Here is a 21,707-nt window from a genome sequence, read left to right on the forward strand (position 1 = left end):
AATAATATTGACATATGTCAATAATAGTGATACTATATAATTGCGAAATGGTCATAAGACTAAAATAAATTAAAAGGAGTGGTAAATATGCCAAGAGGAGACGGAACAGGTCCAATGGGTTATGGTCCAATGTCTGGAAGAGGTATGGGATTTTGTGCAGGTTACAATGTTCCTGGATGTATGAATGGGCATGGTTTTGGCATGCACAGAGGATATAGACATATGTTTTATGCAACAGGAGTGCCAGGATATGCTAGATTTGGCAATGCAAAAGATGAAAAGTCATATTTAAAGGCACAAGCTCAATACCTTGAGGATCAACTAAAGTATATAAAAGATCGGCTTAACGATTTAGAAGACACCAATGATGATGACAAAAAGAAGGAATAAATTTTTTAACTTTAAGGCTGTTAGCAATCAATTTGCTACAGCCTTAATTTTTTTGAAGGAAGATGAAAAAGTTTATTCATAATCATTTTTAACATATAATATAACGATGTTATTTTTAGAGAATATATATCAGCTTAAAAAAACAAATGAATTATTAATTCATTAAAATTTATTTTGCATTTTTTATTGCATTATAAATGTATATAGATTAAACTAGACGTGGAGGGGCTTTCTTTGTTGATGGATTGTAGTAATTTATTTTAACTAAGGACTGTATTTTTAAATGATTTGTGCTTGTACTAGGAGGCAATTATAATAATGTTTGTTGGCAATAATAAATTGAGAAGCAGTCTAAGCATAAAGAATATCGTTGAAATTCTCTTTGGTACTTTTATCTATTCTATAGGGATTAATACTTTTATTGTACATGCCAGATTGTTAAGTGGCGGTGTTTCAGGTATATCATTGATTGTACAGTATCTAACTGGTTTACCAGCAGGTTATACGATTTTTATATTAAACATCCCATTGTTAATATTAAGCTATAAGAAAATTGGCTTAAGATTTACTATGTATACAGTAATGGGGACATTGTCATTATCTCTATTTCTAATTTTAACTCAGTTTTTGGATAAAATAATCAATTTTGATGACCCGATTTTACTGTGCCTTTATGGCGGTGTACTTACAGGTGCAGGTATGGGAATAGTCTTTGCCAATCATGGTTCTACTGGTGGACTTGATATCATATCTGTATTAGTAAAGAAAAAATATGAGAATTTTGAATTAGGTAAGACAAACCTATATATTAATTTTTTCATAGTCTTGGCTGGAGCCATATTTATAGGACTTAAAAGTGCTTTATACACACTTGTTTCAATGTCGATAAATTCGTTTGTGTTAGACAAGACGATAAATGGTTTTAACAGACGAAAGATGCTTTTTATAATTACAAATGAAGAGGAAAAAATAAGCAATGCAATTATGAATGATTTAAAAAGAGGTGTTACGTTTATTCAAGCTGAAGGCGCATATACAAAGACTAATCGCAGAATACTTTATTGCGTTGTATCACTTTCACAAATTCCATATATTAAACATTTGGTTTACAGCATTGACAGCAATGCATTTATATCAATTTTAGATGTTTCAGAAGTAAGAGGGAAAGGATTTATGGATGATTTATTTTAGCAAAATTTCATTGTTGAATATTTAACAAAAAAGGTATATAATTTTATTATAAAAATACTAAGCCCAAGGGATTTACTGAGGGCAAGGGAAGGAGAAATCAATATATGGATAGGCAAATTGCAGATTTTATTGACGACGAGAAGATAAAAGCGGCTTTAAGATATGGTGAAAGTGCCTCAAAGGATGAAGCATTGAAGATTATTGAAAAAGCCAAAAATTTGAAAGGTATTACGCCTGAAGAAGCGGCAGTTCTTCTAAATTTGGAAGATGATGAGCTTCTTGAGGAAATGTACAAAGTTGCAAGATACATTAAGGAGCAAATTTACGGCAACAGAATAGTCATATTTGCACCACTTTACATTAGCAATTATTGTGTTAACAATTGCAGGTATTGCGGCTATAAACACTCCAATGAGCAAGAGCGCAAAAGACTTACTATGGATGAAGTAAGACGTGAGATAGAAATATTGGAGGAGATGGGACATAAAAGATTGGCTGTTGAAGCAGGTGAAGATCCAGTAAATTGCCCTATTGATTATGTCTTAGATGTGATTAAGACAATTTACGATACAAAATTGAAAAATGGCAGCATAAGGAGAGTCAATGTAAACATTGCTGCTACAACTGTTGAAAATTATAAAAAGTTAAAGGATGTAGGCATAGGAACGTATATATTGTTCCAAGAAACTTATCACAGGCCAACATACGAATACATGCATCCGACAGGGCCAAAGCATGACTATGATTATCATACGACTGCTATGGATAGAGCCATGGAAGTGGGTATTGATGATGTAGGCATGGGAGTTTTGTATGGACTTTATGATTATAAATATGAAACGATAGCACTTCTGTACCACGCAAATCATCTTGATGAAAAATTCGGTGTTGGACCACATACTATTTCTGTTCCAAGGCTTAGACCTGCTTTAAATATTACACTAGATGATTATCCATATCTTGTATCAGATAAAGATTTCAAAAAGCTAGTTGCTGTAATACGCTTAGCCGTACCATATACAGGTATGATCCTATCTACAAGAGAACTTCCTGAATTTAGAGAAGAAGTTATAAGCGTAGGCATATCTCAGATAAGTGCAGGTTCTTGTACAGGTGTAGGCGGTTATTACGAAGAAATATCGAAAAAGGAAGAGACAAAACCTCAGTTTGAAGTAGGAGATCATAGGACACCAAATGAGATATTGAGGACTTTATGTCAGCAGCATTATTTGCCAAGTTATTGTACAGCATGTTACAGAATGGGGCGCACTGGCGATAGGTTTATGAGCTTTGCTAAGTCAGGACAGATTCACAATTTCTGCTTGCCAAATGCTATACTTACATTTAAAGAGTTCCTTTTAGATTACGGTGATGAAGCCACAAAAGCTATAGGTGAAGAAACGATTGCTGCAAACATAGAAAATATTCCTTCTGAGAAGGTAAGAGAAGAAACGAAAAATAGACTCAAACGGTTAGAAAATGGTGAAAGAGATCTGTACTTCTAAAAAAATCCGGGTTATCCCGGATTTTTCCATATCTTTTTGCGATCGCCTTTTTCGTGTCCTATAATCCTATTTTCTGAAATTATTATTTTCTTTATATTTTCTAGATCATTAACTACTTTAGAACCATCATCAGAAGTTTTTCCTGGATACAGAGCGTACAATTTTTTATATTCATTAAGTCCCATATTTGGCATTATGACATTTGCACCTGCTCGTAACCCTTTTATATATCCATTGTCAGCTTTAACACCTAGAGCAGTGGTGGCTGGCATGTTTATGTCTGGCAGCAAAAGGCGTGTCAAAGCCAGCATTTTTAATACAATTTCAACATTACCCCCTTTTTCATTTTCTAATGGAGTATTTGGAGTTGGTATAAATGGCCCCATTCCAATCATATCAGCATCAATGTTTTTAAAAAAAAGTATATCTTCTGCTAGCATATCTGAAGTTTGTCCAGGCAATCCAATTAGGCATCCAGTACCCACTTCATAACCCAGTTCTTTTAAATCTATTAAACACCTAACGCGATTATCAAAACTCATATTTGGATGCAACTTTTTGTAAAGGTCCTTGTTAGTCGTTTCTATGCGCAAAAGATATCTGTCTGCACCAGCTTTTTTTAGATCTGCATATTCTTTTGTTGTCAATTCACCAATGCTTAGTGTAATAGATAAGTCAAGATCCTTGATTTTTTCAACGATGTTGCACAAATCCTTTATTTTAAAATGTTTGTCCTCACCACCTTGTAATACTACAGTTTTTAATCCAGCATCTTTTGTAGCCTTTGCACATTGCAAAATTTCATTTTCATCCATCCTATACCTTTTTATTGACTTATTATAGACCCTAAGGCCACAATAATAGCAAGTTCTGCAGCAATAATTGCTTATTTCAATCAAGCCTCGTAAATGAACCACATCACCTACAAATTTTTTTCTTACTCTGTCTGCAGCTTGGCAAATTTCATCAGTGTATTCAGATTTTAGTAGAATGACAAGATTTTCCTTGCTTAATGTGTGTTCATTTTCAAGATATGAAATTAAATCTTTTATGTAATCATAATTAATTTGATAATCAATTCTGCTCATTGCAAAAATCAGCCTCTCATTTTTTATAATTAACATTATATCATACAACAAATAAAAATTTTAATATTTTTGTTGACATATGACAAAAATAATTATATATTTATAATTGTATATGACGTATGTTTGAAATAATGGAGGATTGTTTATGAAAATTGCGATTTCTTCAGAAGGTGATAATCTAAGTTCAAATGTGGATTCAAGGTTTGGTAGAGCAAGATATTTTGTCGTTGTTGATACTGAATCAATGAATTACAAAGCTATCGATAATACTGCAGCATCATCTGCAGGTGGTGCTGGTACAAAGGCAGCACAACTTTTATTAGATGAAGGAGTTGACTCAATTATATCAAGTAATGTAGGGCCAAATGCATTAGAAGTGTTTCAAGCAGCTGGGATAACTGTTTATAAATCGATCAATGATACTATCGAAAAAAATGTAAAAGAGTTTAAAAAGGGTACACTAGAAAAAATTGAATTTCCTACTAATAATGGTCATCATGGAGAGCATTAAAAATGAGAGGTTACAAGATAGCTGTTTTGAGCGGTAAGGGTGGAACTGGCAAAACCACAGTTTCTTCCAATCTTGCTAAAATTCAAAAAAGCATTTATGTTGACTGCGATATAGAAGAACCTAATGGATATTTGTTTTTAAAACCGGAAATAGAGAAAGTAAAAGATGTAAATGTAATGATTCCCAACATAGATTATGATAGGTGTACCCTTTGTGGTGAATGTACAAGGGCATGTAGATTTGGTGCACTAACAAAGTTGATAAAGAAAATACTTGTTTTTGACCATTTATGTCATTCATGTGGAGCATGCTATGAGATATGTCCATATAATGCTATAAATGAAATACCAAAGAAAATTGGTGCTATAAGGGTTGGACGATCAGATGATATAGATTTTATAGATGGTAAATTAAATATAGGTGAAGCTTCAGGAGTTCCTATAATAAAAGAAATTAAATATTTGATAAAAGATACAGATAAAAATGTAATCATTGATAGTCCTCCTGGGACATCTTGTCCTGTCATACATTCTATTGAAGGCAGTGACTATTGCCTTTTAGTCACTGAGCCGACTCCATATGGATTACATGATCTTAAACTGGCTGTTGAACTTGTAAAAGAGTTGCATTTGCCATTTGCGGTCATTATCAATAAATCGGGTGGAGAAGATAGTATTATAGAGAACTATTGCAAGGAAGAAAGTATAAATGTGCTTGCAAAAATTCCATTTAAAAAAGAATACGCTGAATTGTATTCTAAGGGGAATCTGCTAATTGAAGAAGACGATGAAATAAGGCACACATTTGAAAATTTATCACAGAGATTAATGGAGCTGATTGGAAGATGAAACAGTTGGTTATATTAAGTGGTAAAGGCGGAACTGGAAAGACAACAGTTGCAACGGCCCTAAGTGAAATTGTAGAAAATAAAGTTATGGCAGATTGTGATGTTGAAGCTCCTAACTTAAACATACTTTTCAATGGAGAAATACAAAAAGTCGATAATTTTTATGGTAAAGAAGTAGCATTGATAGATGATGGCAAATGCATAAAGTGTGGTTTATGTGAAACATTGTGCAGATTTGATGCGATTTCTGATTATAAAGTAAATCCATATCATTGCGAAGGCTGTGGTCTCTGCTCTTATAAGTGTCCCAGTGGTGCAATTAAGATGATTGAAGAAAACACAGGTGAAATTATAGTAGGTGAAAATAAGAAAGGTGAAAAAATAATATATGCCGAGTTGTTTCCAGGTGCTGATGGTTCTGGGAAGTTAGTTACTGAGGTAAGAAAAAAAGCTACTGAGAATAAAGGTGATTGTGACTACATTATAATTGATGGCACACCTGGAATAGGATGTCCTGTTTTATCTTCTGCAACAGGTGCAGATATTGCTCTTATTGTTACTGAACCAACTGTTTCTGGTTTTGAAGACATGAAAAGAGTGCTTGAAGCAATTGAGAGTTTTAAAATAAAATCTCTCGTTTGCATAAACAAGTGGAATATTAATAAAGATATTTCTAATAAAATAGAGAAATATTGTCAAGAAAATAGTATAGATGTTGTAGGAAAGATAAATTTTGATGAAACAGTAATTAAAGCTTTAAAAAGATTTCAAAGCATTAATAAATTTCCTGACAGCACTGCATACAGACAGATTTTAGACATGTGGGAGAAAATAAAAAAATATTTAGATGAAAGGATGGATGCTTAAATGAAGATAGCTGTTGCTACAGATGGAAGAAGCGTTTCAATGCATTTTGGACATTGTGAGGGATTTACGATTTTTAATGTGGAAGAAAATAAAATAGTAAGTGCCAATTTTATTGAAAATCCAGGGCATAGACCAGGATTTTTGCCGGAATTTTTGAAAGCCAAAGGTGTAGAATGCATCATTTCTGGTGGAATGGGTTCAAGCGCAATAGATTTGTTTAATTCTTACGGCATTGATGTCATTACAGGTGCGTCTGGCGATGCTGAAGATGTGGTAAAAAGGTATATTGATGGAACTTTGATATCTACAGATAGTGCATGTGAAAAACATGAACATGCGGGACACTGTGAAGACTAAAAGTAAAAGGACTGTCTACTGTCTTGTAGATAGTCCTAATTTTATGGGAAAGAGGTGTTTAAATGGAATTACAAGTATTAATTGAAAATGTAGTCTATAAAAAGGGTTTTTTGGCTGAACACGGTTTATCATTGCTTGTAAAGAAAGAAGACAAGGCAGTTTTAGTCGATACAGGGCAAAGCGGCAATTTTATTATAAATTCCGGATTGATGGGCATAAATTTAAAGAACATAAACAAAGTAATACTAACACATGGTCATTATGATCATGTTGGTGGACTTAAAGATCTTATGGATGAAAATGAAGATGCGCACATATATGCAAGCCATAAAATACTTAATAGAAAATATGCTTTACGTAAAAACGGCACAATTGATGAAATAGGTTTTGATTTGTCAATATATGAAAAAAACAGAGAAAATTTTGTACTAATTCATGAAGATACAGAAGTGGAAAAAGATTTTTTTATAGTCACTAATATTGATGAGAAATATAATAATGATTTTACGACTAAAAATTTTTTAGTGGAAAAAGATAATGTAAAAATAAAAGATAATTTTTTGGATGAAATATTTGTTGTTGTTAAAGAAGGAGACTGCATAAATATAATTACAGGATGCTCCCATTTAGGTATTTTGAATATCCTGCACACTGCGGAAAGTAAATTTAAGGGTTATAGAATAAAATCACTTATTGGAGGATTTCACTTAAAAGGAATGACTGAAGAAGATATTGTGAATATTTCAGAGACGATGAAAGGTTATGATATACAATATATTTATACAGGTCACTGTACAGGTATAGATGAGTACGGGATTATGAAACGAATTTTAGGAGATAGGGTATCTTATTTGACTACCAGCTCATCTATAATTTTGTGAAATTATAAAAAATAATATGGTCGTGGGATAAATTCCTACGGCCATATTATATGAATCAACAAATTGTATATCGTTAATGTGTAAAAACATCATTAGGAACTAAATTAGTTATTTCCTGATTGAAAATGCATATTTTTGCCGAAACCTGCACCATGCACTTTGCCATATCCATTACCTGACATTCCACTTCTTCCAAAGCCTATTCCAAGTCCTACACCACCATTGCCAGTACCATCACATGCATTTATTCTTTCTTTAAGTAGTGATTTTAGCTCTGTTGCCCTTTCTTCTGCAATTACACCATTTTTAACCATTTGGTCTATATAGTCGGCTTTTTGTTTTAACAAGGCATTTTTGAAGTCTTCTAATTTTACACCATTTTCAACTGCTATTTGTTCCAGTGTCTTACCGGAATTTAAAAGTTTCAATGTTTCGTCTGTAGACTTTCCTAAAAGATTTGCCATAAAATCTACCATTTGTGTTCTGCTGTACCTTGGTGCAGTATATGATGTGTTTGTTTGAGGCGAATTGTTATTTGCTGTTTCCGCATATGCAGCAATGCCTGTTAAAAGTAAACCTCCTACCATTATTGATGCTACTAATTTTTTGATGTTCATAAAAACATCTCCTTTCAAAATTTATTTATCTTACACTTTTATTCTACCCATTATATTTGATACATCTTTAATGAAAGTGTGATGTTTTTGTGAAGGTTTTTTAATAATATTGTAAAAGGCTTTTAAAATAAGTAAACTAAAATTGGAGGTGTTTTATGATGGAAAAAGTTTTGGTCATTGAAGACGAGGAGGGAATGAGGGATATTTTAAAAACTTACTTAGAGAAAAACAATTTTGATGCTTTATTTGCTGAAGATGGCAATACAGGAATAAATATGTTTAAAAATAATTCATTTGATATAGTTTTGTTGGATGTAATGTTGCCAGACATGAGCGGTTGGAATGTATTAAAGACAATAAGAGAATCATCTAAAATACCTGTAATGATGATAACTGCTCGCAGTGAAGAATACGATAGGCTTTTAGGATTTGAACTTGGCGCTGATGATTACGTAGTCAAACCATTTAGTCCGAGAGAAGTCATAGCAAGGATAAAAGCTATCTTATCGAGATCTAAATGGACTGAATCGGATAAGCTAATATCTTTTTCGGGTATTACTATTGACACTGATTCAAGAGTTGTTAAAGTTGATGGAAAGAAAATAGACCTTACTCCAAAAGAATTTGATCTTTTAAATTTACTTGCACAAAACATGGGTAAGGCATTAAGCCGTGAGAAATGTCTTAATATTGTTTGGGGATATGAATTTTTTGGCGATTTAAGGACAGTTGATACACATATAAAGCAGTTGAGAGAAAAACTCGGCGATAAAAGAGATATCATAAAAACGGTATGGGGCTATGGATACAAATTAGGTGGTGATTAAAGTGAGAGGCATAAGAAAAAAGCTTTTTATTACGTATCTGATTATAACAGGAATAATTTTTTTATTGTTTTACTTGTCTCAAGTTGTCTTTATAGGTAAGATATACACTTATTATAAGATTAACCAGATGAAAAACTACAGCTTAAAAATAGCTAACGCATTAACTACAAACGATTATAAGACTGCTAATGAGCTTATGGAAGAATCCAATGCAAAAGTAATTGCAGTAACTGATACAGGCAACTTGGTTTTTGGAATGCATGGAAACGGACAAGGCTACGGAATAGGGTTGCCAAAAACTTTCTTAAACACTAATGAAAAATTAGCTGTGGTAGAATTTACGCATCCATCAATTGGTGTAAAATCTCTTGCAGTTATAAGATCATTTTCATACAATAATCAAAACGCAAAACTGGTATTGACTATTCCACTATCGACTATTACGGATACTACAGTCATATTTAAAAGTGAATTTTTTTTGATGCTACTAATATGTATTGTTGTAATAATCATCATGTCAATTATCATGTCGAAAAGGCTTACAAAGCCAATTGAAGATTTAAAAAATGCAGCACAAAACATAGCATCGGGGAATCTTGACGTGAAATTAGATGTAAAGACAAATGATGAATTAGAGGATTTGGCAATGTCCATGAATAGCATGGCAGAAAACCTCAGTAAAGCGGAAAAATTTAAAAGAGATTTAATAGCAAATATTACACACGACCTTAAGACGCCTTTAGGGCTTATAAAAGGATACTGTGAAATGCTACTGGACTTTTATGGCGATGATAAAGAAAAAAGAAATAAATATTTAAATGTTGCATTAAATGAAGTCGATCGAATGTCAAAAATGATAGACGATGTTTTATCATTATCAAAGCTTCAATCAGGTTTAGTAAAACTAAAGGTATCGTCTTTTAATTTAAAAAATTTAATTGATGATGTGGTTTTAAGCTTTGAACCATTGCTACATGGCAAAAATATAAATATTGTCACGGAGAATCTTGATGTTATTGTAAATGGAGATGTTGAACTAATTAGAAGGGTTATAATGAATCTTTTAAGCAATTCGATAAAAAGCATTGATGAATCAGGAGTGATTACTATTTCTTCAATATTAGAGGATAATAATGTAAAAGTCATCGTATCTGACACAGGTAAAGGAATAGAGAAAGAAAAGCTGCAAAGTGTTTTTGAGAAATTTTACAAAGGTGATAATAAAGGTACAGGATTAGGTCTTGCAATAGTAAAGGAAATATTAGATTTGCATGGCAGCGAATATTATATAGAAAGCGAGATAAATAAAGGTACTTTGTTTTATTTTACACTAAATAAAGCAGATATTTAATTTTGGATACCCCTATACAACGGGATAGGTATGTGATATAATAATGTTGAATACAGTATACAAGGAGTGATTTTATGAATTCAATATTTTCTTGTGCAGTATGTCCTAATAAGCCTTGTGCAAAAGGTGATGATAATTTTCCTAAGAATTGCCCTACAGTTATGGAAAAAGATATTATTAATGATTCAATTGAAAGATATAATAATGATGAAAATGTGAATAAGATTATGAAAATAGCCAATACGCTTCCTGTTGACGAAAATGGCGAATTAAGGAGTAGAGCAGATGAAATAATTAATTTAATTATGCAAATGGGTATGAAGAAGATAGGTGTCGCTTTTTGCTATTCACTCGAAAAAGAGGCAAAGAAATTTGTAAAGATGCTTAATAAATACGATATCACTGTTGTACCTGTATGTTGTAAAGTTGGTTCGGTCGATGTAAAAGAAATTGGGATAGAGAAAAAGAAGGATAAATTCATTGCAACATGCAATCCTATTACACAAGCTGAAATTATGAACAAAGAAAATACAGAACTAAATGTCGTTGTTGGGCTTTGCGTTGGACACGATATGATTTTTAACAAAAATTCTAAAGCATATGTGACAACTTTAGTTGCTAAGGACAGGAAGTACAGTCATTGTCCTGTAAAAGCACTTGAAGAATAAAAAAGGCATTATTTCACAAAGCTATCCATAATATAAGGATAGCTTTTTTATTGAAATTTTTATTTTTTTCGCTATAAATATTTGCAAAATTACTTTAAGTTAATTTAAAATTATATTAACAAGTTTCAATGTAGCTTTTATTATTTCATGCGAAATATAGAAATTTTTAGGAGGAGTCAATTGATTATGACAAATTCAAAAAAGGAAATTGTGATTTCCAATATTGTGTTGATTGGCATGGTAAGTTTACTTATTGATATGAGTACGGAAATGGTTTACCCGATTATCCCGCTCTTTCTCACTGCTACGCTTGGAGCTTCACCGTCAATCGTAGGAATTATTGAGGGCATTGCTGAAAGCATAGCATCATTGTTAAAAGTGTTTAGCGGCTACATCGGTGATAAATATAAAAATAAGAAAGTGCTGACTTTTATAGGATATTCAGCTTCAGTTATCTACAAGATACTTCTTCTTTTAGCAGGTTCATGGGTAGGCGTTTTGATAGCTCGAATTATCGATCGTACTGGGAAAGGTATCCGTACCGCACCGCGGGATGCACTTGTTGCACAGTCCAGCGACAAGGGAAAACTGGGTGGTTCATTCGGATTACATAAAATGCTAGACATGGCTGGATCTTCTGTAGGTGCTTTTCTTGCTTTTATCATAGTAACAATTGGGCTAAAGTATAGAGTAGCGTTTATGTGGTCGATTATTCCCGCTGTTCTTGGTATTATGATTATTCCATTTATTAAAGAGGATAGAAACAAGGAACAAAAAATTGAAAAGCTGACATTCAGAGAATTAAGATTAAGTTTGAAATTAAAACTGTATCTTGCTGTTATGTTTATTTTCAACCTAGGGAATTCATCAAATACTTTTCTGCTTTTGAAAGCACAGAATTTGGGCTTTTCTTTACAATATATCATGTTACTTTATCTTGTATTTAATATTTCGACATCATTACTTGCTATTCCTTCCGGGAAGTTGTCAGACAAATTTGGCAGGAGATTGATTTTGGTTTCTGGTTATGCTATTTATGGACTTGTATATTTGGGATTTGCACTGTTCAATGCAAAAATCATAATTTTTCTTTTATTTATAGCTTATGGAGCTTACACTGCATTTATAAGTGGTGCCGAGCGTGCATTTATAGCTGAAGTTTCTCCTGATAAATATAAAGGTACAGTTTTGGGTATTTATAGTATGATTCAAGGTATAGGATTATTGTTGGCATCTATTATAGCTGGGGCAATGTGGGATCATATAAGTCCTGATGCACCGTTCTGGTTTGGCGGTGTTCTTGGGCTTATTTCAGCAGCTTTCATTGCGATTATTCTAAATTTTAGCTGCTTTTCCAAAGATGCAAAATCAAGGGCGTAAAAGTGTTATAAAAAACAATGCAAAACCATCAATTGATTTGAAACACATATAATCTGACAACTGGTTTAATATATGCTATTGTGAGGATAGTTTGACTTACAAGTGTAAAAAAATATTTACAAAGTATTCACAAATTCTTAAAAAATGTTATTTATAATATAATCGTGGAAAGAATAATCCAAGGAGGTTGAGCGATATGGAGTTCAATCATGATTTTGAAAATTATAGTATGCCTGAAGCTAGATTAAAAAACAATAAAAAGAGTTTAGGCAAGATGGTAAAAAGATATAGAAGAAAGATGTTTTTATCTTTTGTGGTTGTTGCGCTTGTAGCAGCTTTAATAGGTGGTGCTGCAGGAGCTGGAATTATGAAATATGCCGACATGGGTAAAACACAGATAGTAAATAGATATCTGCCACTTTCATCTGACAACAACAATTTCAGCTTGATTACAAATATAGTAAAGACTGTAAGCCCATCTGTGGTCGGTATTGATACATATACGAATGGATACGAAGCTTATGGAAACTCTTATGTACAGGAAGGCAGTGGCTCTGGTATAATAATTGATTCACAAGGTCATATAGTTACTAATAATCATGTTGTAGACGGTGCATCTAAAATAACTGTAAATTTGTCTGACGGAAGAAAATTTACAGCGCAATTAGTAGGAAAGGATTCAAGGACTGATCTTGCGGTTTTAAAGATAAATGCTACTAATCTGACACCAGCAAAATTAGGTGATTCATCAAAGCTAGAAGTAGGAGAACTGGCTGTAGCCATAGGGAATCCTCTAGGTGACAGCTTTGCTGGAACTGCTACAGCAGGTATAATAAGTGGATTAAATCGAAACCTGCAAAGTGATTATGGCCCAGTTAATCTTATACAAACAGATGCTGCTATAAATCCTGGGAATAGCGGTGGCCCACTTGTAAATAGCATCGGTGAAGTAATTGGCATAACAAGCATAAAGCTTACATCAACAGGTAGTTCAAGTACGCAAGATCCGTTTGGCTTATTTCAAAGTCAAGGCGTACCTTTGGAAGGTATGGGATTTGCTATTCCTATCAATGAAGCTAAACCAATTATCGATGATCTTATAAAAAATGGTTATGTAGAAAGACCTGTAATGGGAGTAAGTGTGCAACAAATAACTAAGCAACTAGCACGTCAGTATAATATACCTGTTGGCCTTTACATTGTACAAGTGCAGCAAGGAAGTGGTGCTGATGCTGCAGGCCTTCAAGCTGGAGACATAATAACTGCTGTCGATGGAACAAATGTCACCACGTTTAATCAACTTGAAAATATTTTAAACAAACACAATATTGGCGATGTAATAAGCGTAACAGTTTGGAGAAATGGTCAAACACTTACAGTTAATGTAAAACTTTCAGGCTCGAATGGGCAATAATAAGTTTTTAACGGTGGCTTTCATGCCACTTTTTTATTTTTTCATCAACATGATTTTGCTAAAATTCTTCACACTTGTGTTATACTTAATTTATAAAGTCAGCTTATTTTTGGAGAGGGTGTACATGATGATTTATATTTACAACAAAATCACAGATCCTTATTTCAATTTAGCAGCAGAAGAATACTTGTTAAAGCAATTTAACGATGAATGTTTCATGCTTTGGAGAAACAAGCCAAGTATAATAATAGGGAAAAATCAGAATGCTTTGGCTGAGATTAACCTTGATTATGTTAAAGAACACAATATACCAGTTGTGAGAAGGTTGTCAGGAGGTGGAGCAGTATTTCACGATTTAGGAAATGTAAACTTTACTTTTATTGTAAACGATGATTTGAATGGCTTCAGTGATTTTAGAAGGTTTACACAGCCAATAATTGATGTATTAAAAAAGCTTTCAATTAATGCTGAATTTTCAGGTAGAAATGATATAACGATTGATGGTAAAAAAATATCAGGTAATGCCCAATACTATTACAAAAACAGGATACTTCATCACGGAACGCTACTCGTATCATCTAACATGACAGATTTATCAGCAGCTTTGAAGGTGCGGCCGGTGAAATTTGAAGACAAAGGTGTAAAGTCTGTATCTAAAAGAGTGACAAACATAAATGAACATTTAAAAGAGCCTATTGATATTGAGGAATTTATAAATCTTATTATGAATGACATACGGCAGCGTACAGGTGGAAGTGGGCTGTATGAATTTACAGGCGAAGATATAAAAAATATAGAAAAACTTAAAAATGAAAAGTATAGCACATGGGAATGGAATTTTGGCATGTCACCAGATTATAATTTGAAAAATGAGAAAAAATTTTTGGGTGGAACATTGGAAGTGGATTTAAATGTATCTGATGGAATAATAAAAGACATAAAGATATACGGCGATTTCTTCGGGAAAAAGGATGTAAAAGATGTAGAGGAAATGCTAAAGGGTGTAAAGCACTCTGAAAATGATGTTAAAAATGCGCTTTCATCAATAGACATTGGAGAATATTTTTCAAACATAACATTAGAGAATTTGCTTGATGTGATGTTTTAAAAATTATGTTCAAAATATTGAATTATTGTTTAGATAGTGTTAAAATATGGTTAGAGTAAGTTGTCAAATAATTAACCCGCTTAAAAATTCCACTTTTAAGTAATGTTTTGTATGGCTAGTAGTAAAAATTGGAGGTGTACCTTATGGAGTTAGAAGTTAAGGTACCTGTCTTGTCTGATTCAATGAATGAGGGAAAAATAACGAAATGGCATGTCAGTGAAGGTCAATCTGTTAAAAAAGGAACTTCTTTATGTGATATAGCGGTTGGAAAGATGAATTATGAGGTGTACTCTGAATATGATGGAGTAATTTCCAAAATTATTATTCCAGCAGGCAATACTGTAAAATCAGGAGACGTTATTTCTATCATTTCAAAATCTGAGGATGATTCTCAAAAGTCAATTTCAGACAATGCAGATACATTTTATAATGAAGTAAAAGATTACGATTTAGCTGTTATAGGTGGTGGCCCTGGAGGTTATGTGGCAGCTATAAAAGCTGCAAAAAAAGGTGCAAAAGTGGCACTTTTCGAAAAAGATAAAGTAGGCGGTACGTGTCTCAATAGAGGGTGTATACCGACAAAAGCTTACGCAAGAGTTGCTGAAGTGTATGACATCATAAAAAGGTCAGATGAATTTGGACTTAGTGTAGATGTTAAATCATTTGATTATAAAAAAGTAGTGGAAAGAAAAGATAATATAGTAAATGAGCTTGTATCCGGTATAAATACATTGCTTAAAGCAAATGGTGTTGATTTGTATTCTGAGGAAGCAAAAATTGACAAAGATAAAAATATATTGTTGGGAGAAAATAAGATAAAAGCGAAAAATATAATAATAGCAACTGGTTCTAAGCCTCAAGAATTGCCAATCGAAGGCGTGAAATCGAAAAATGTCATAAATAGCAACGATATTTTAGAGATTACATCACTGCCTGACAGCATGTGTATAATAGGCGGTGGTGTAATAGGCATGGAATTCGCCTTTATAATGAATCAGTTTGGAGTAAAAGTATCTATCGTCGAGATGATGCCAAGACTTCTTCCTCAACTGGATAAAGAAGTAAGCAATCTAATAAAGTTTGAAGCTCAGAAGCGTGGTATAAAGATCTATACATCTTCTAAGGTTGAAAAGATTTTAGAAGAAGAAAATGGTGGAAGTGTTGTAACAATAATAAAAGATGGTGCAACAAAGTGCATATACGCAGACAAAGTGTTTATTTCCATTGGAAGAAAGCTAAATACGGACATAGGACCAATTTCAGAGCTTTTAGAATTCGATGGAAAAGCTATCAAAGTTGATGAATATTTAAGGACAAATATTGATAATGTCTATGCCATTGGCGATGTGACCAATAAAATGATGCTGGCACATGTGGCATCAGCACAAGGCGAAGCAGCAGTTGACAATATTTTTGGAGGCAATGTTGCTCTTGATTATATGAGAATACCGGCTGCTGTATTTACAGAACCGGAGATAGGTTATTTCGGCTATACAGAGGAAGAGGCTAAGAGTAAATTTAAAAATGTAAAAGTGGGTAAATTTTACTTTGCAGCTAATGGCAGAGCAAAGACATACGGTGAAACAAAAGGTTTTGTCAAGATCATATCTTCCGAAGATGGAGATGTTTTAGGAGCGTGGGTTGTCGGAAGCGATGCATCTGAAATAGCGCAGATAATATCTACTTCATGTCAAAGTGGTGCAAAGGCAGATGATCTTAAAAAAGCGATATATACTCATCCTACGAGAAGTGAGACCATCATGGAGGCAGTAAAAGACATTTTTAAAGAATCGATACATAAAGTGTAATAAAGATTTTAAAGCGGTAATGCTTTAAAATAAATTAAATTTAGGAAGGAAAAAAAGGAGGAATTTAAATGGCAATAGAAACTTTTAAGGCGGTTTCCAGGAAGTTGCCAGAAGGCTTAGCTGTTGAAAGCGAAGTAAGAGGGTTTAAAATGCTTTTAGATGAGCCAAAAGAGTTAGGCGGCACAAATAAAGGCATGAATCCTGTAGAGGCTTTGCTTTGTGCTTTAGGCTCATGTCAGACTATTGTAGCATCAGCTTTTGCAAAAGCAAAAGGTATAAATCTACAAGATTTTTGGGTTGAATTGGAAGGGGACATTGATTTAGACGGATTCATGGGCAAGTCTGACGTAAGACCAGGCTTTCAAGAAATAAGATTTAAGATGCATGTTAAAACAGATGCTTCAAAAGAAAAAGTAGAAGAATTTGCAAAGTTTATAGAGAAAACATGCCCTGTAGGAGATTCATTAGCAAATCCCGTAAAATTAGTTTTATCTGATGTTGTTGTTGAATAAGGTGATAAAAGCCAATGTTTTCATACATTGGCTTTTACTATTGGATTTCTTGCTGCTTTTACTTCATCAAGCCTTCTTACAGGTGTATTATGAGGTGCAGTTTTTAGAATTTCAGGATTTTCATCTGCTTCTTTTGCAATTGCCTTCATAGCTTCTATGAATCCATCTAGTGTCTCTTTGCTTTCAGTTTCTGTTGGTTCAATCATAAGTGCACTGTCAATGATGAGAGGAAAGTAGATGGTAGGTGGATGAAATCCGTAGTCTATCAACCGCTTTGCCACATCTAGTGTTGTGACATCATTTGTTTTGTTTTTGAGGCCGCTGAAGACAAATTCATGTTTGCATATCGAATCAAATGGAAGCTCATAATATTCTTTAAGCTTTTCTTTAACATAGTTTGCATTTAAAACTGCCAAACTGCTAGCAGCTTTAAGTCCGTCCGCTCCCATAGATAGAATGTATGCATATGCCTTTACCATAACATTGAAATTGCCATAAAAACTTCTCACTTTTCCTATTGTATGTGGCAAATCATACTTAAAATAATACATATCGTCATTTTTTTCAACTATTGGTACAGGCAGAAAATCTGCAAGTTTGCCTTTGACGCCAACTGGACCGCTTCCAGGTCCGCCACCTCCATGTGGTGTTGCAAATGTCTTGTGCAAGTTTATATGGACCACATCAAATCCCATATCACCTGGTCTTGTTATTCCCATATTGGCATTCATATTGGCACCATCATAGTAAAGAAGGCCACCAGCATCGTGGATTAACTTTGATATTTCCAGTATGTTTTTTTCAAACAACCCTAGCGTATTTGGATTTGTAAGCATTAATCCAGCTATGTCATCGTCAAGAACCGATTTTAATGCGTCAATATCTATAAGCCCATCATTTCCAGATTTTATCTCTACTACATCAAATCCGGCTGTTGCAGCACTTGCTGGGTTTGTGCCATGTGCAGAGTCAGGTACGATCATCTTTTTCCTATTGTATTCACCGATGTCTTCAAAGTATGCTTTAATTATCATCATTCCAGTAAGTTCTCCATGGGCACCAGCAGCAGGTTGAAGTGAAATCCCATCCATTCCAGTTATCTCTTTTAGCATTTCTTGAAGATCGTACATAAGCTTTAAAGCACCTTGGACAGTATTTTCACCCTGCAGTGGGTGTATGTTTGTAAATTCTTTAAAGCTTGCAATATCTTCATTTACCTTTGGATTGTACTTCATCGTACAAGACCCTAGTGGATAAAATCCCTTATCAACGCTGTAATTTTTGTATGAAAGATTTGTGTAGTGCCTTATCAGTTCTACCTCGCTGACTTCGGGAAGATTTAATTCTGTATGGCGAAGAAGTTTATCTGGAATTGCTTCTTCTAATTGTACGTCTTCCACATCTAATGGAGGAAGGCTGTATGATGTATGACCTGGCTTAGATACCTCAAAAATAAGCTTATCATAGTTCATTAACTACACCTCCCATTATATTGACGAGCTTATCAATTTCATCTTTTGTCCTTTTTTCTGTTACGCATAGAAGCATTGCATTTTTGTACTTTTTGTATTCTTTTTCTAGGTTGTAACCGCCAATGATGCCGTTACTTAGAAGCACATTATTTATAGCGTCGACGCTGTTATCATTGCATACAACTGCAAATTCCATGAAAAATAGTTTATCAAATAATGGTTTAAATTTACTTGTTTTTATTAATTGCTGAAAAGCATAATGAGATTTTTTAAAGCACTGCAGTGCAACTTCTTTAATATCTTTTTTCCCAAGAGCTGTCATGTATATAGCGGCAGTCAATGCATTTAGTGAGTGATTTGTGCATATATTTGAAGTCGCTTTTTCTCTTCTTATATGTTGTTCCCTTGCTTGAAGTGTCAATACATATCCTCTTTTGCCGTCAATATCATTTGTTTCACCGATGATCCTGCCTGGTAATTTACGCATAAGTTTTTTCGTTGTTGCCATAAAGCCAAGATGTGGACCACCAAAATTAAGGCTATTTCCAAGAGGTTGACCGTCGCCAACGGCTATATCTGCACCTATTTCACCTGGTGTTTTTAATATAGATAAAGATATTGGCTCTACGTACATTATGAGAAGCGAAGCATTCTTATGGACCATTTCTTCAACATCTTTAAGATCTTCTATTATGCCAAAGAAATTTGGATTTTGAACTATAAATGCTGCTGTATCGCTGTCAAGAGATGATTTTAGAAGCTCTAAATTTACTGTTCCATCTAAGTCGTCGATTTCAACAAGCTCAATATTACTGAACCTCATGTATGTATGAAGTACTTTTTTTACTTCAGGATTAAGTGACGATGATACAAGGACTTTTTTCCGATTTGTTGCATTAGAAGCCATTTTTGCAGCTTCACTTAAAGCAGTGGCTCCATCGTACATAGATGCATTTGATATGTCCATTCCAGTAAGATAACAAATCATTGTCTGATATTCAAATATCGCTTGCAATGTCCCTTGACTTATTTCAGGCTGGTACGGAGTGTACGCTGTATAAAACTCTGGCTTTGATACTACATGTTTAACGACAGCTGGAATAAAGTGATCATAGACACCTGCTCCTAAAAAGCATGTAAGTTCATCTGTTGTCTTTATCTCTTTTGAGATTTTATTTATGTGATTCAACAGTTCTGGCTCTGATAAAGGACCTTTTAAGTTTAGATTTTTATTTAAGCGAATGCTTTCTGGTATATCTACAAATAGATCTTCTATCGATTTAGCATTCACAGATTTAAGCATTTCCATCTGCTCATCGTTTGATGATGGAATGTATTGGGGCATGATATCACTCCTTTTGAGGATGATTTAATTTGGCTATTTGCAAAAATCGCTGTATTCTTCAGGTGACATTAGTTCATCTAGCTCACTGGGATCGCTTATTTCTACGCATATCATCCAATTTTCGTACGGATCGCTGTTTAAAAGCGATGGGTCGTCTGCAATAGATTGGTTAACCTCTATAACCTTGCCACTTATGGGACAATATACGTCAGATGCTGCTTTTACTGATTCAACGGTACCTAATGTATCTCCAGCATTTAATACTGTATCTATTTCCGGAAGTTCTGCATAGACTATGTCGCCTAACGAGTGCTGAGCAAAGTCTGTTATTCCAACGTATGCTTTGTCACCTTCAACTTTTACCCATTCGTGGTTTTTTGAATAGTAAAGACCTTCTAAAATTTTCATAAAAACAACCTCCTATTTTTTGTAATTTTTCTTATAAAAATTTTTGCTTGTTACGATAGCTTTTAAAGGTTTATTTCTTATTATTATACTTATTTCATTGCCAATGTTGGCAAATTGGCTGCTTATTAATGCCATTCCGATATTTTTCTTTAAAGTAGGTGATAAATATCCAGTTGTCACATATCCAATTTTTTCACCTTGTGCGCATACATCATAGCCATGGCGGGGTATTCCATTATCTATCATTTCAAAACCTACTATCTTTCTTTTAAGTCCATCCTGCTTTTGTTTTAAAAGAGCATCTCTACCAATGAAATCTTTCTCTAATTTTACAAAAGAACCTAATCCAGCTTCTAATGGTGTTATGTCGTCAGAAAGCTCATTACCGTAAAGGGGAAGACCTGCTTCAAACCTTAATGTATCTCTTGCACCTAAGCCGGCAGGTTTAATTCCAAATTCCTTTCCAACAGCCAAGATTTTTTCCCACATTGGTTGTGCATAATCATTTTTCAAGAATATCTCAAAACCATCTTCGCCTGTATAACCTGACCTTGATATCAAACAATTTACTCCATCTAGGTTGATTTTGTCAAAGTGGTAGTATTTCATGTCGTCTAAGTTGTACTCTGTCATTTTTTGAAGTATCTTTTGAGACTTAGGACCCTGCAATGCCAATTCAGAAATCTCATTTGATATGTTTTTTACAGCAATATTGTAGTTTTTGTTTTCATCTATCCAGTTATAATCCTTATCTATGTTGCTGGCATTGACTACTAACATGTATTTTTCATTGGAAAATTTGTAAACAAGCAAGTCATCTACTGTTGTGCCGTTTTGATAGCACATAGGGGAATACATCGCCTGATTATCATTTATCTTTGCCACGTTATTTGAGATAATGTAGTTTATGAATTTTTCAGAGTCTTTACCTTCTATTATTATTTCACCCATGTGTGATACATCAAAAAGGCCTGCATTTTTTCTAACAGCTTCATGCTCTTTAAGTATACTTTCATACTGTACAGGCATTGAAAAACCTGCAAATTCTATCATCTTTGCCCCGTATTTCAGGTGTGTATCGTATAATGGGGTTTTTTTAAGGCTATCCAACCGGATCATCCCTTCCTAAATAAATTTGCCAACAAAAAAGGAATATGAAG

22 protein-coding genes are annotated in these 21,707 nt (G+C 33.7%); 16 read left to right on the forward strand and 6 right to left on the reverse strand.

Translation table 11 applies throughout. From position 1 onward, the window contains the following. Positions 1-87: 87 nt before the first annotated feature. The 3 genes from Q2T46_RS12950 (at position 88) to hydG (ending at position 3,086) form a co-directional block, all read left to right on the forward strand. Entirely contained in the window at positions 88-390 is a 303-nt protein-coding gene (locus Q2T46_RS12950) for a DUF5320 domain-containing protein (protein WP_209453387.1), read from the forward strand. Between the two features lie 318 nt (positions 391-708). Beyond that, a complete protein-coding gene (locus Q2T46_RS12955) occupies positions 709-1,581 on the forward strand; it encodes a YitT family protein (RefSeq protein WP_303265155.1) in 873 nt (290 codons plus the stop codon). Positions 1,582-1,685: 104 nt separating this feature from the next. Then, positions 1,686-3,086 (forward strand): [FeFe] hydrogenase H-cluster radical SAM maturase HydG, encoded by a 1,401-nt coding sequence (gene hydG, locus Q2T46_RS12960; protein ID WP_303265154.1) that lies wholly within the window; start codon positions 1,686-1,688, stop codon positions 3,084-3,086. A gap of 11 nt (positions 3,087-3,097) precedes the next feature. On the opposite strand, the gene hydE is transcribed toward hydG, so the two are convergent. Then, positions 3,098-4,174, reverse strand: coding sequence for a [FeFe] hydrogenase H-cluster radical SAM maturase HydE (gene hydE, locus Q2T46_RS12965; protein WP_303265153.1), 1,077 nt, complete (start codon positions 4,172-4,174; stop codon positions 3,098-3,100). 145 nt (positions 4,175-4,319) lie between these two features. Here hydE and Q2T46_RS12970 point away from each other — a divergent pair, with 145 nt between their 5' ends. The 5 genes from Q2T46_RS12970 (at position 4,320) to Q2T46_RS12990 (ending at position 7,637) form a co-directional block, all read left to right on the forward strand. After that, positions 4,320-4,685, forward strand: coding sequence for a NifB/NifX family molybdenum-iron cluster-binding protein (locus tag Q2T46_RS12970; RefSeq protein WP_303265152.1), 366 nt, complete (start codon positions 4,320-4,322; stop codon positions 4,683-4,685). A 2-nt stretch (positions 4,686-4,687) separates the two neighbouring features. Next, entirely contained in the window at positions 4,688-5,533 is an 846-nt protein-coding gene (locus tag Q2T46_RS12975; protein ID WP_303265151.1) for an ATP-binding protein, read from the forward strand. Then, positions 5,530-6,399 carry an ATP-binding protein gene (locus Q2T46_RS12980; protein ID WP_209453381.1) on the forward strand — a complete coding sequence of 290 codons (870 nt, stop codon included), beginning with the start codon at positions 5,530-5,532 and terminating at the stop codon, positions 6,397-6,399. Before Q2T46_RS12975 ends, Q2T46_RS12980 begins: the two co-directional genes overlap by 4 nt. Then, a complete protein-coding gene (locus Q2T46_RS12985; RefSeq protein ID WP_209453380.1) occupies positions 6,400-6,756 on the forward strand; it encodes a NifB/NifX family molybdenum-iron cluster-binding protein in 357 nt (118 codons plus the stop codon). A 62-nt stretch (positions 6,757-6,818) separates the two neighbouring features. After that, positions 6,819-7,637: an MBL fold metallo-hydrolase gene (locus Q2T46_RS12990; protein WP_209453379.1), complete on the forward strand. Its 819-nt coding sequence runs from the start codon at positions 6,819-6,821 to the stop codon at positions 7,635-7,637. Positions 7,638-7,741: 104 nt separating this feature from the next. On the opposite strand, the gene Q2T46_RS12995 is transcribed toward Q2T46_RS12990, so the two are convergent. Then, entirely contained in the window at positions 7,742-8,254 is a 513-nt protein-coding gene (locus tag Q2T46_RS12995) for an alkyl sulfatase-like hydrolase (protein ID WP_209453378.1), read from the reverse strand. 158 nt (positions 8,255-8,412) lie between these two features. Here Q2T46_RS12995 and Q2T46_RS13000 point away from each other — a divergent pair, with 158 nt between their 5' ends. The 8 genes from Q2T46_RS13000 to Q2T46_RS13035 all read left to right on the forward strand — a co-directional run bounded on the left by Q2T46_RS13000 (position 8,413) and on the right by Q2T46_RS13035 (position 17,322). After that, positions 8,413-9,081, forward strand: coding sequence for a response regulator transcription factor (locus Q2T46_RS13000; protein WP_209453377.1), 669 nt, complete (start codon positions 8,413-8,415; stop codon positions 9,079-9,081). Beyond that, positions 9,071-10,432, forward strand: coding sequence for a cell wall metabolism sensor histidine kinase WalK (locus tag Q2T46_RS13005; RefSeq protein ID WP_399387408.1), 1,362 nt, complete (start codon positions 9,071-9,073; stop codon positions 10,430-10,432). Before Q2T46_RS13000 ends, Q2T46_RS13005 begins: the two co-directional genes overlap by 11 nt. A 74-nt stretch (positions 10,433-10,506) precedes the next feature. Beyond that, positions 10,507-11,100, forward strand: coding sequence for a DUF1847 domain-containing protein (locus Q2T46_RS13010; RefSeq protein WP_303265149.1), 594 nt, complete (start codon positions 10,507-10,509; stop codon positions 11,098-11,100). 186 nt (positions 11,101-11,286) lie between these two features. Continuing rightward, positions 11,287-12,480 carry an MFS transporter gene (locus Q2T46_RS13015; RefSeq protein ID WP_303265148.1) on the forward strand — a complete coding sequence of 398 codons (1,194 nt, stop codon included), beginning with the start codon at positions 11,287-11,289 and terminating at the stop codon, positions 12,478-12,480. A 196-nt stretch (positions 12,481-12,676) separates the two neighbouring features. Further along, positions 12,677-13,894 (forward strand): S1C family serine protease, encoded by a 1,218-nt coding sequence (locus Q2T46_RS13020; RefSeq protein WP_303265147.1) that lies wholly within the window; start codon positions 12,677-12,679, stop codon positions 13,892-13,894. Between the two features lie 127 nt (positions 13,895-14,021). Beyond that, positions 14,022-15,002, forward strand: coding sequence for a lipoate--protein ligase (locus Q2T46_RS13025; protein WP_311062434.1), 981 nt, complete (start codon positions 14,022-14,024; stop codon positions 15,000-15,002). Between the two features lie 143 nt (positions 15,003-15,145). Then, positions 15,146-16,810: a dihydrolipoyl dehydrogenase gene (lpdA, locus tag Q2T46_RS13030; RefSeq protein ID WP_303265145.1), complete on the forward strand. Its 1,665-nt coding sequence runs from the start codon at positions 15,146-15,148 to the stop codon at positions 16,808-16,810. Between the two features lie 68 nt (positions 16,811-16,878). Further along, the gene (locus Q2T46_RS13035; protein ID WP_303265144.1) at positions 16,879-17,322 is read left to right on the forward strand and encodes an OsmC family protein; all 444 of its coding nucleotides are present in this window, start codon (positions 16,879-16,881) and stop codon (positions 17,320-17,322) included. Between the two features lie 20 nt (positions 17,323-17,342). Here the strand turns inward: Q2T46_RS13035 and gcvPB are convergent, their stop codons facing one another. Genes gcvPB through gcvT form a run of 4 tightly spaced genes read right to left on the reverse strand, consistent with a single transcriptional unit; the run spans position 17,343 to position 21,666 of the window. Next, positions 17,343-18,794, reverse strand: coding sequence for an aminomethyl-transferring glycine dehydrogenase subunit GcvPB (gcvPB, locus tag Q2T46_RS13040; RefSeq protein ID WP_303265143.1), 1,452 nt, complete (start codon positions 18,792-18,794; stop codon positions 17,343-17,345). Beyond that, positions 18,784-20,139 carry an aminomethyl-transferring glycine dehydrogenase subunit GcvPA gene (gcvPA, locus tag Q2T46_RS13045; RefSeq protein WP_303265142.1) on the reverse strand — a complete coding sequence of 452 codons (1,356 nt, stop codon included), beginning with the start codon at positions 20,137-20,139 and terminating at the stop codon, positions 18,784-18,786. The genes gcvPB and gcvPA overlap by 11 nt, the downstream gene beginning before the upstream one ends. 33 nt (positions 20,140-20,172) lie before the next feature. Continuing rightward, positions 20,173-20,547, reverse strand: a complete 375-nt coding sequence (gene gcvH / locus Q2T46_RS13050) for a glycine cleavage system protein GcvH (RefSeq protein ID WP_303265141.1) — start codon at positions 20,545-20,547, stop codon at positions 20,173-20,175. 12 nt (positions 20,548-20,559) lie between these two features. After that, positions 20,560-21,666, reverse strand: coding sequence for a glycine cleavage system aminomethyltransferase GcvT (gene gcvT, locus Q2T46_RS13055; RefSeq protein WP_303265140.1), 1,107 nt, complete (start codon positions 21,664-21,666; stop codon positions 20,560-20,562). Positions 21,667-21,707: the final 41 nt, after the last annotated feature.

This window comes from Thermoanaerobacterium sp. CMT5567-10 (assembly GCF_030534315.2).
Taxonomy (GTDB): Bacteria; Bacillota; Thermoanaerobacteria; order Thermoanaerobacterales; family Thermoanaerobacteraceae; genus Thermoanaerobacterium.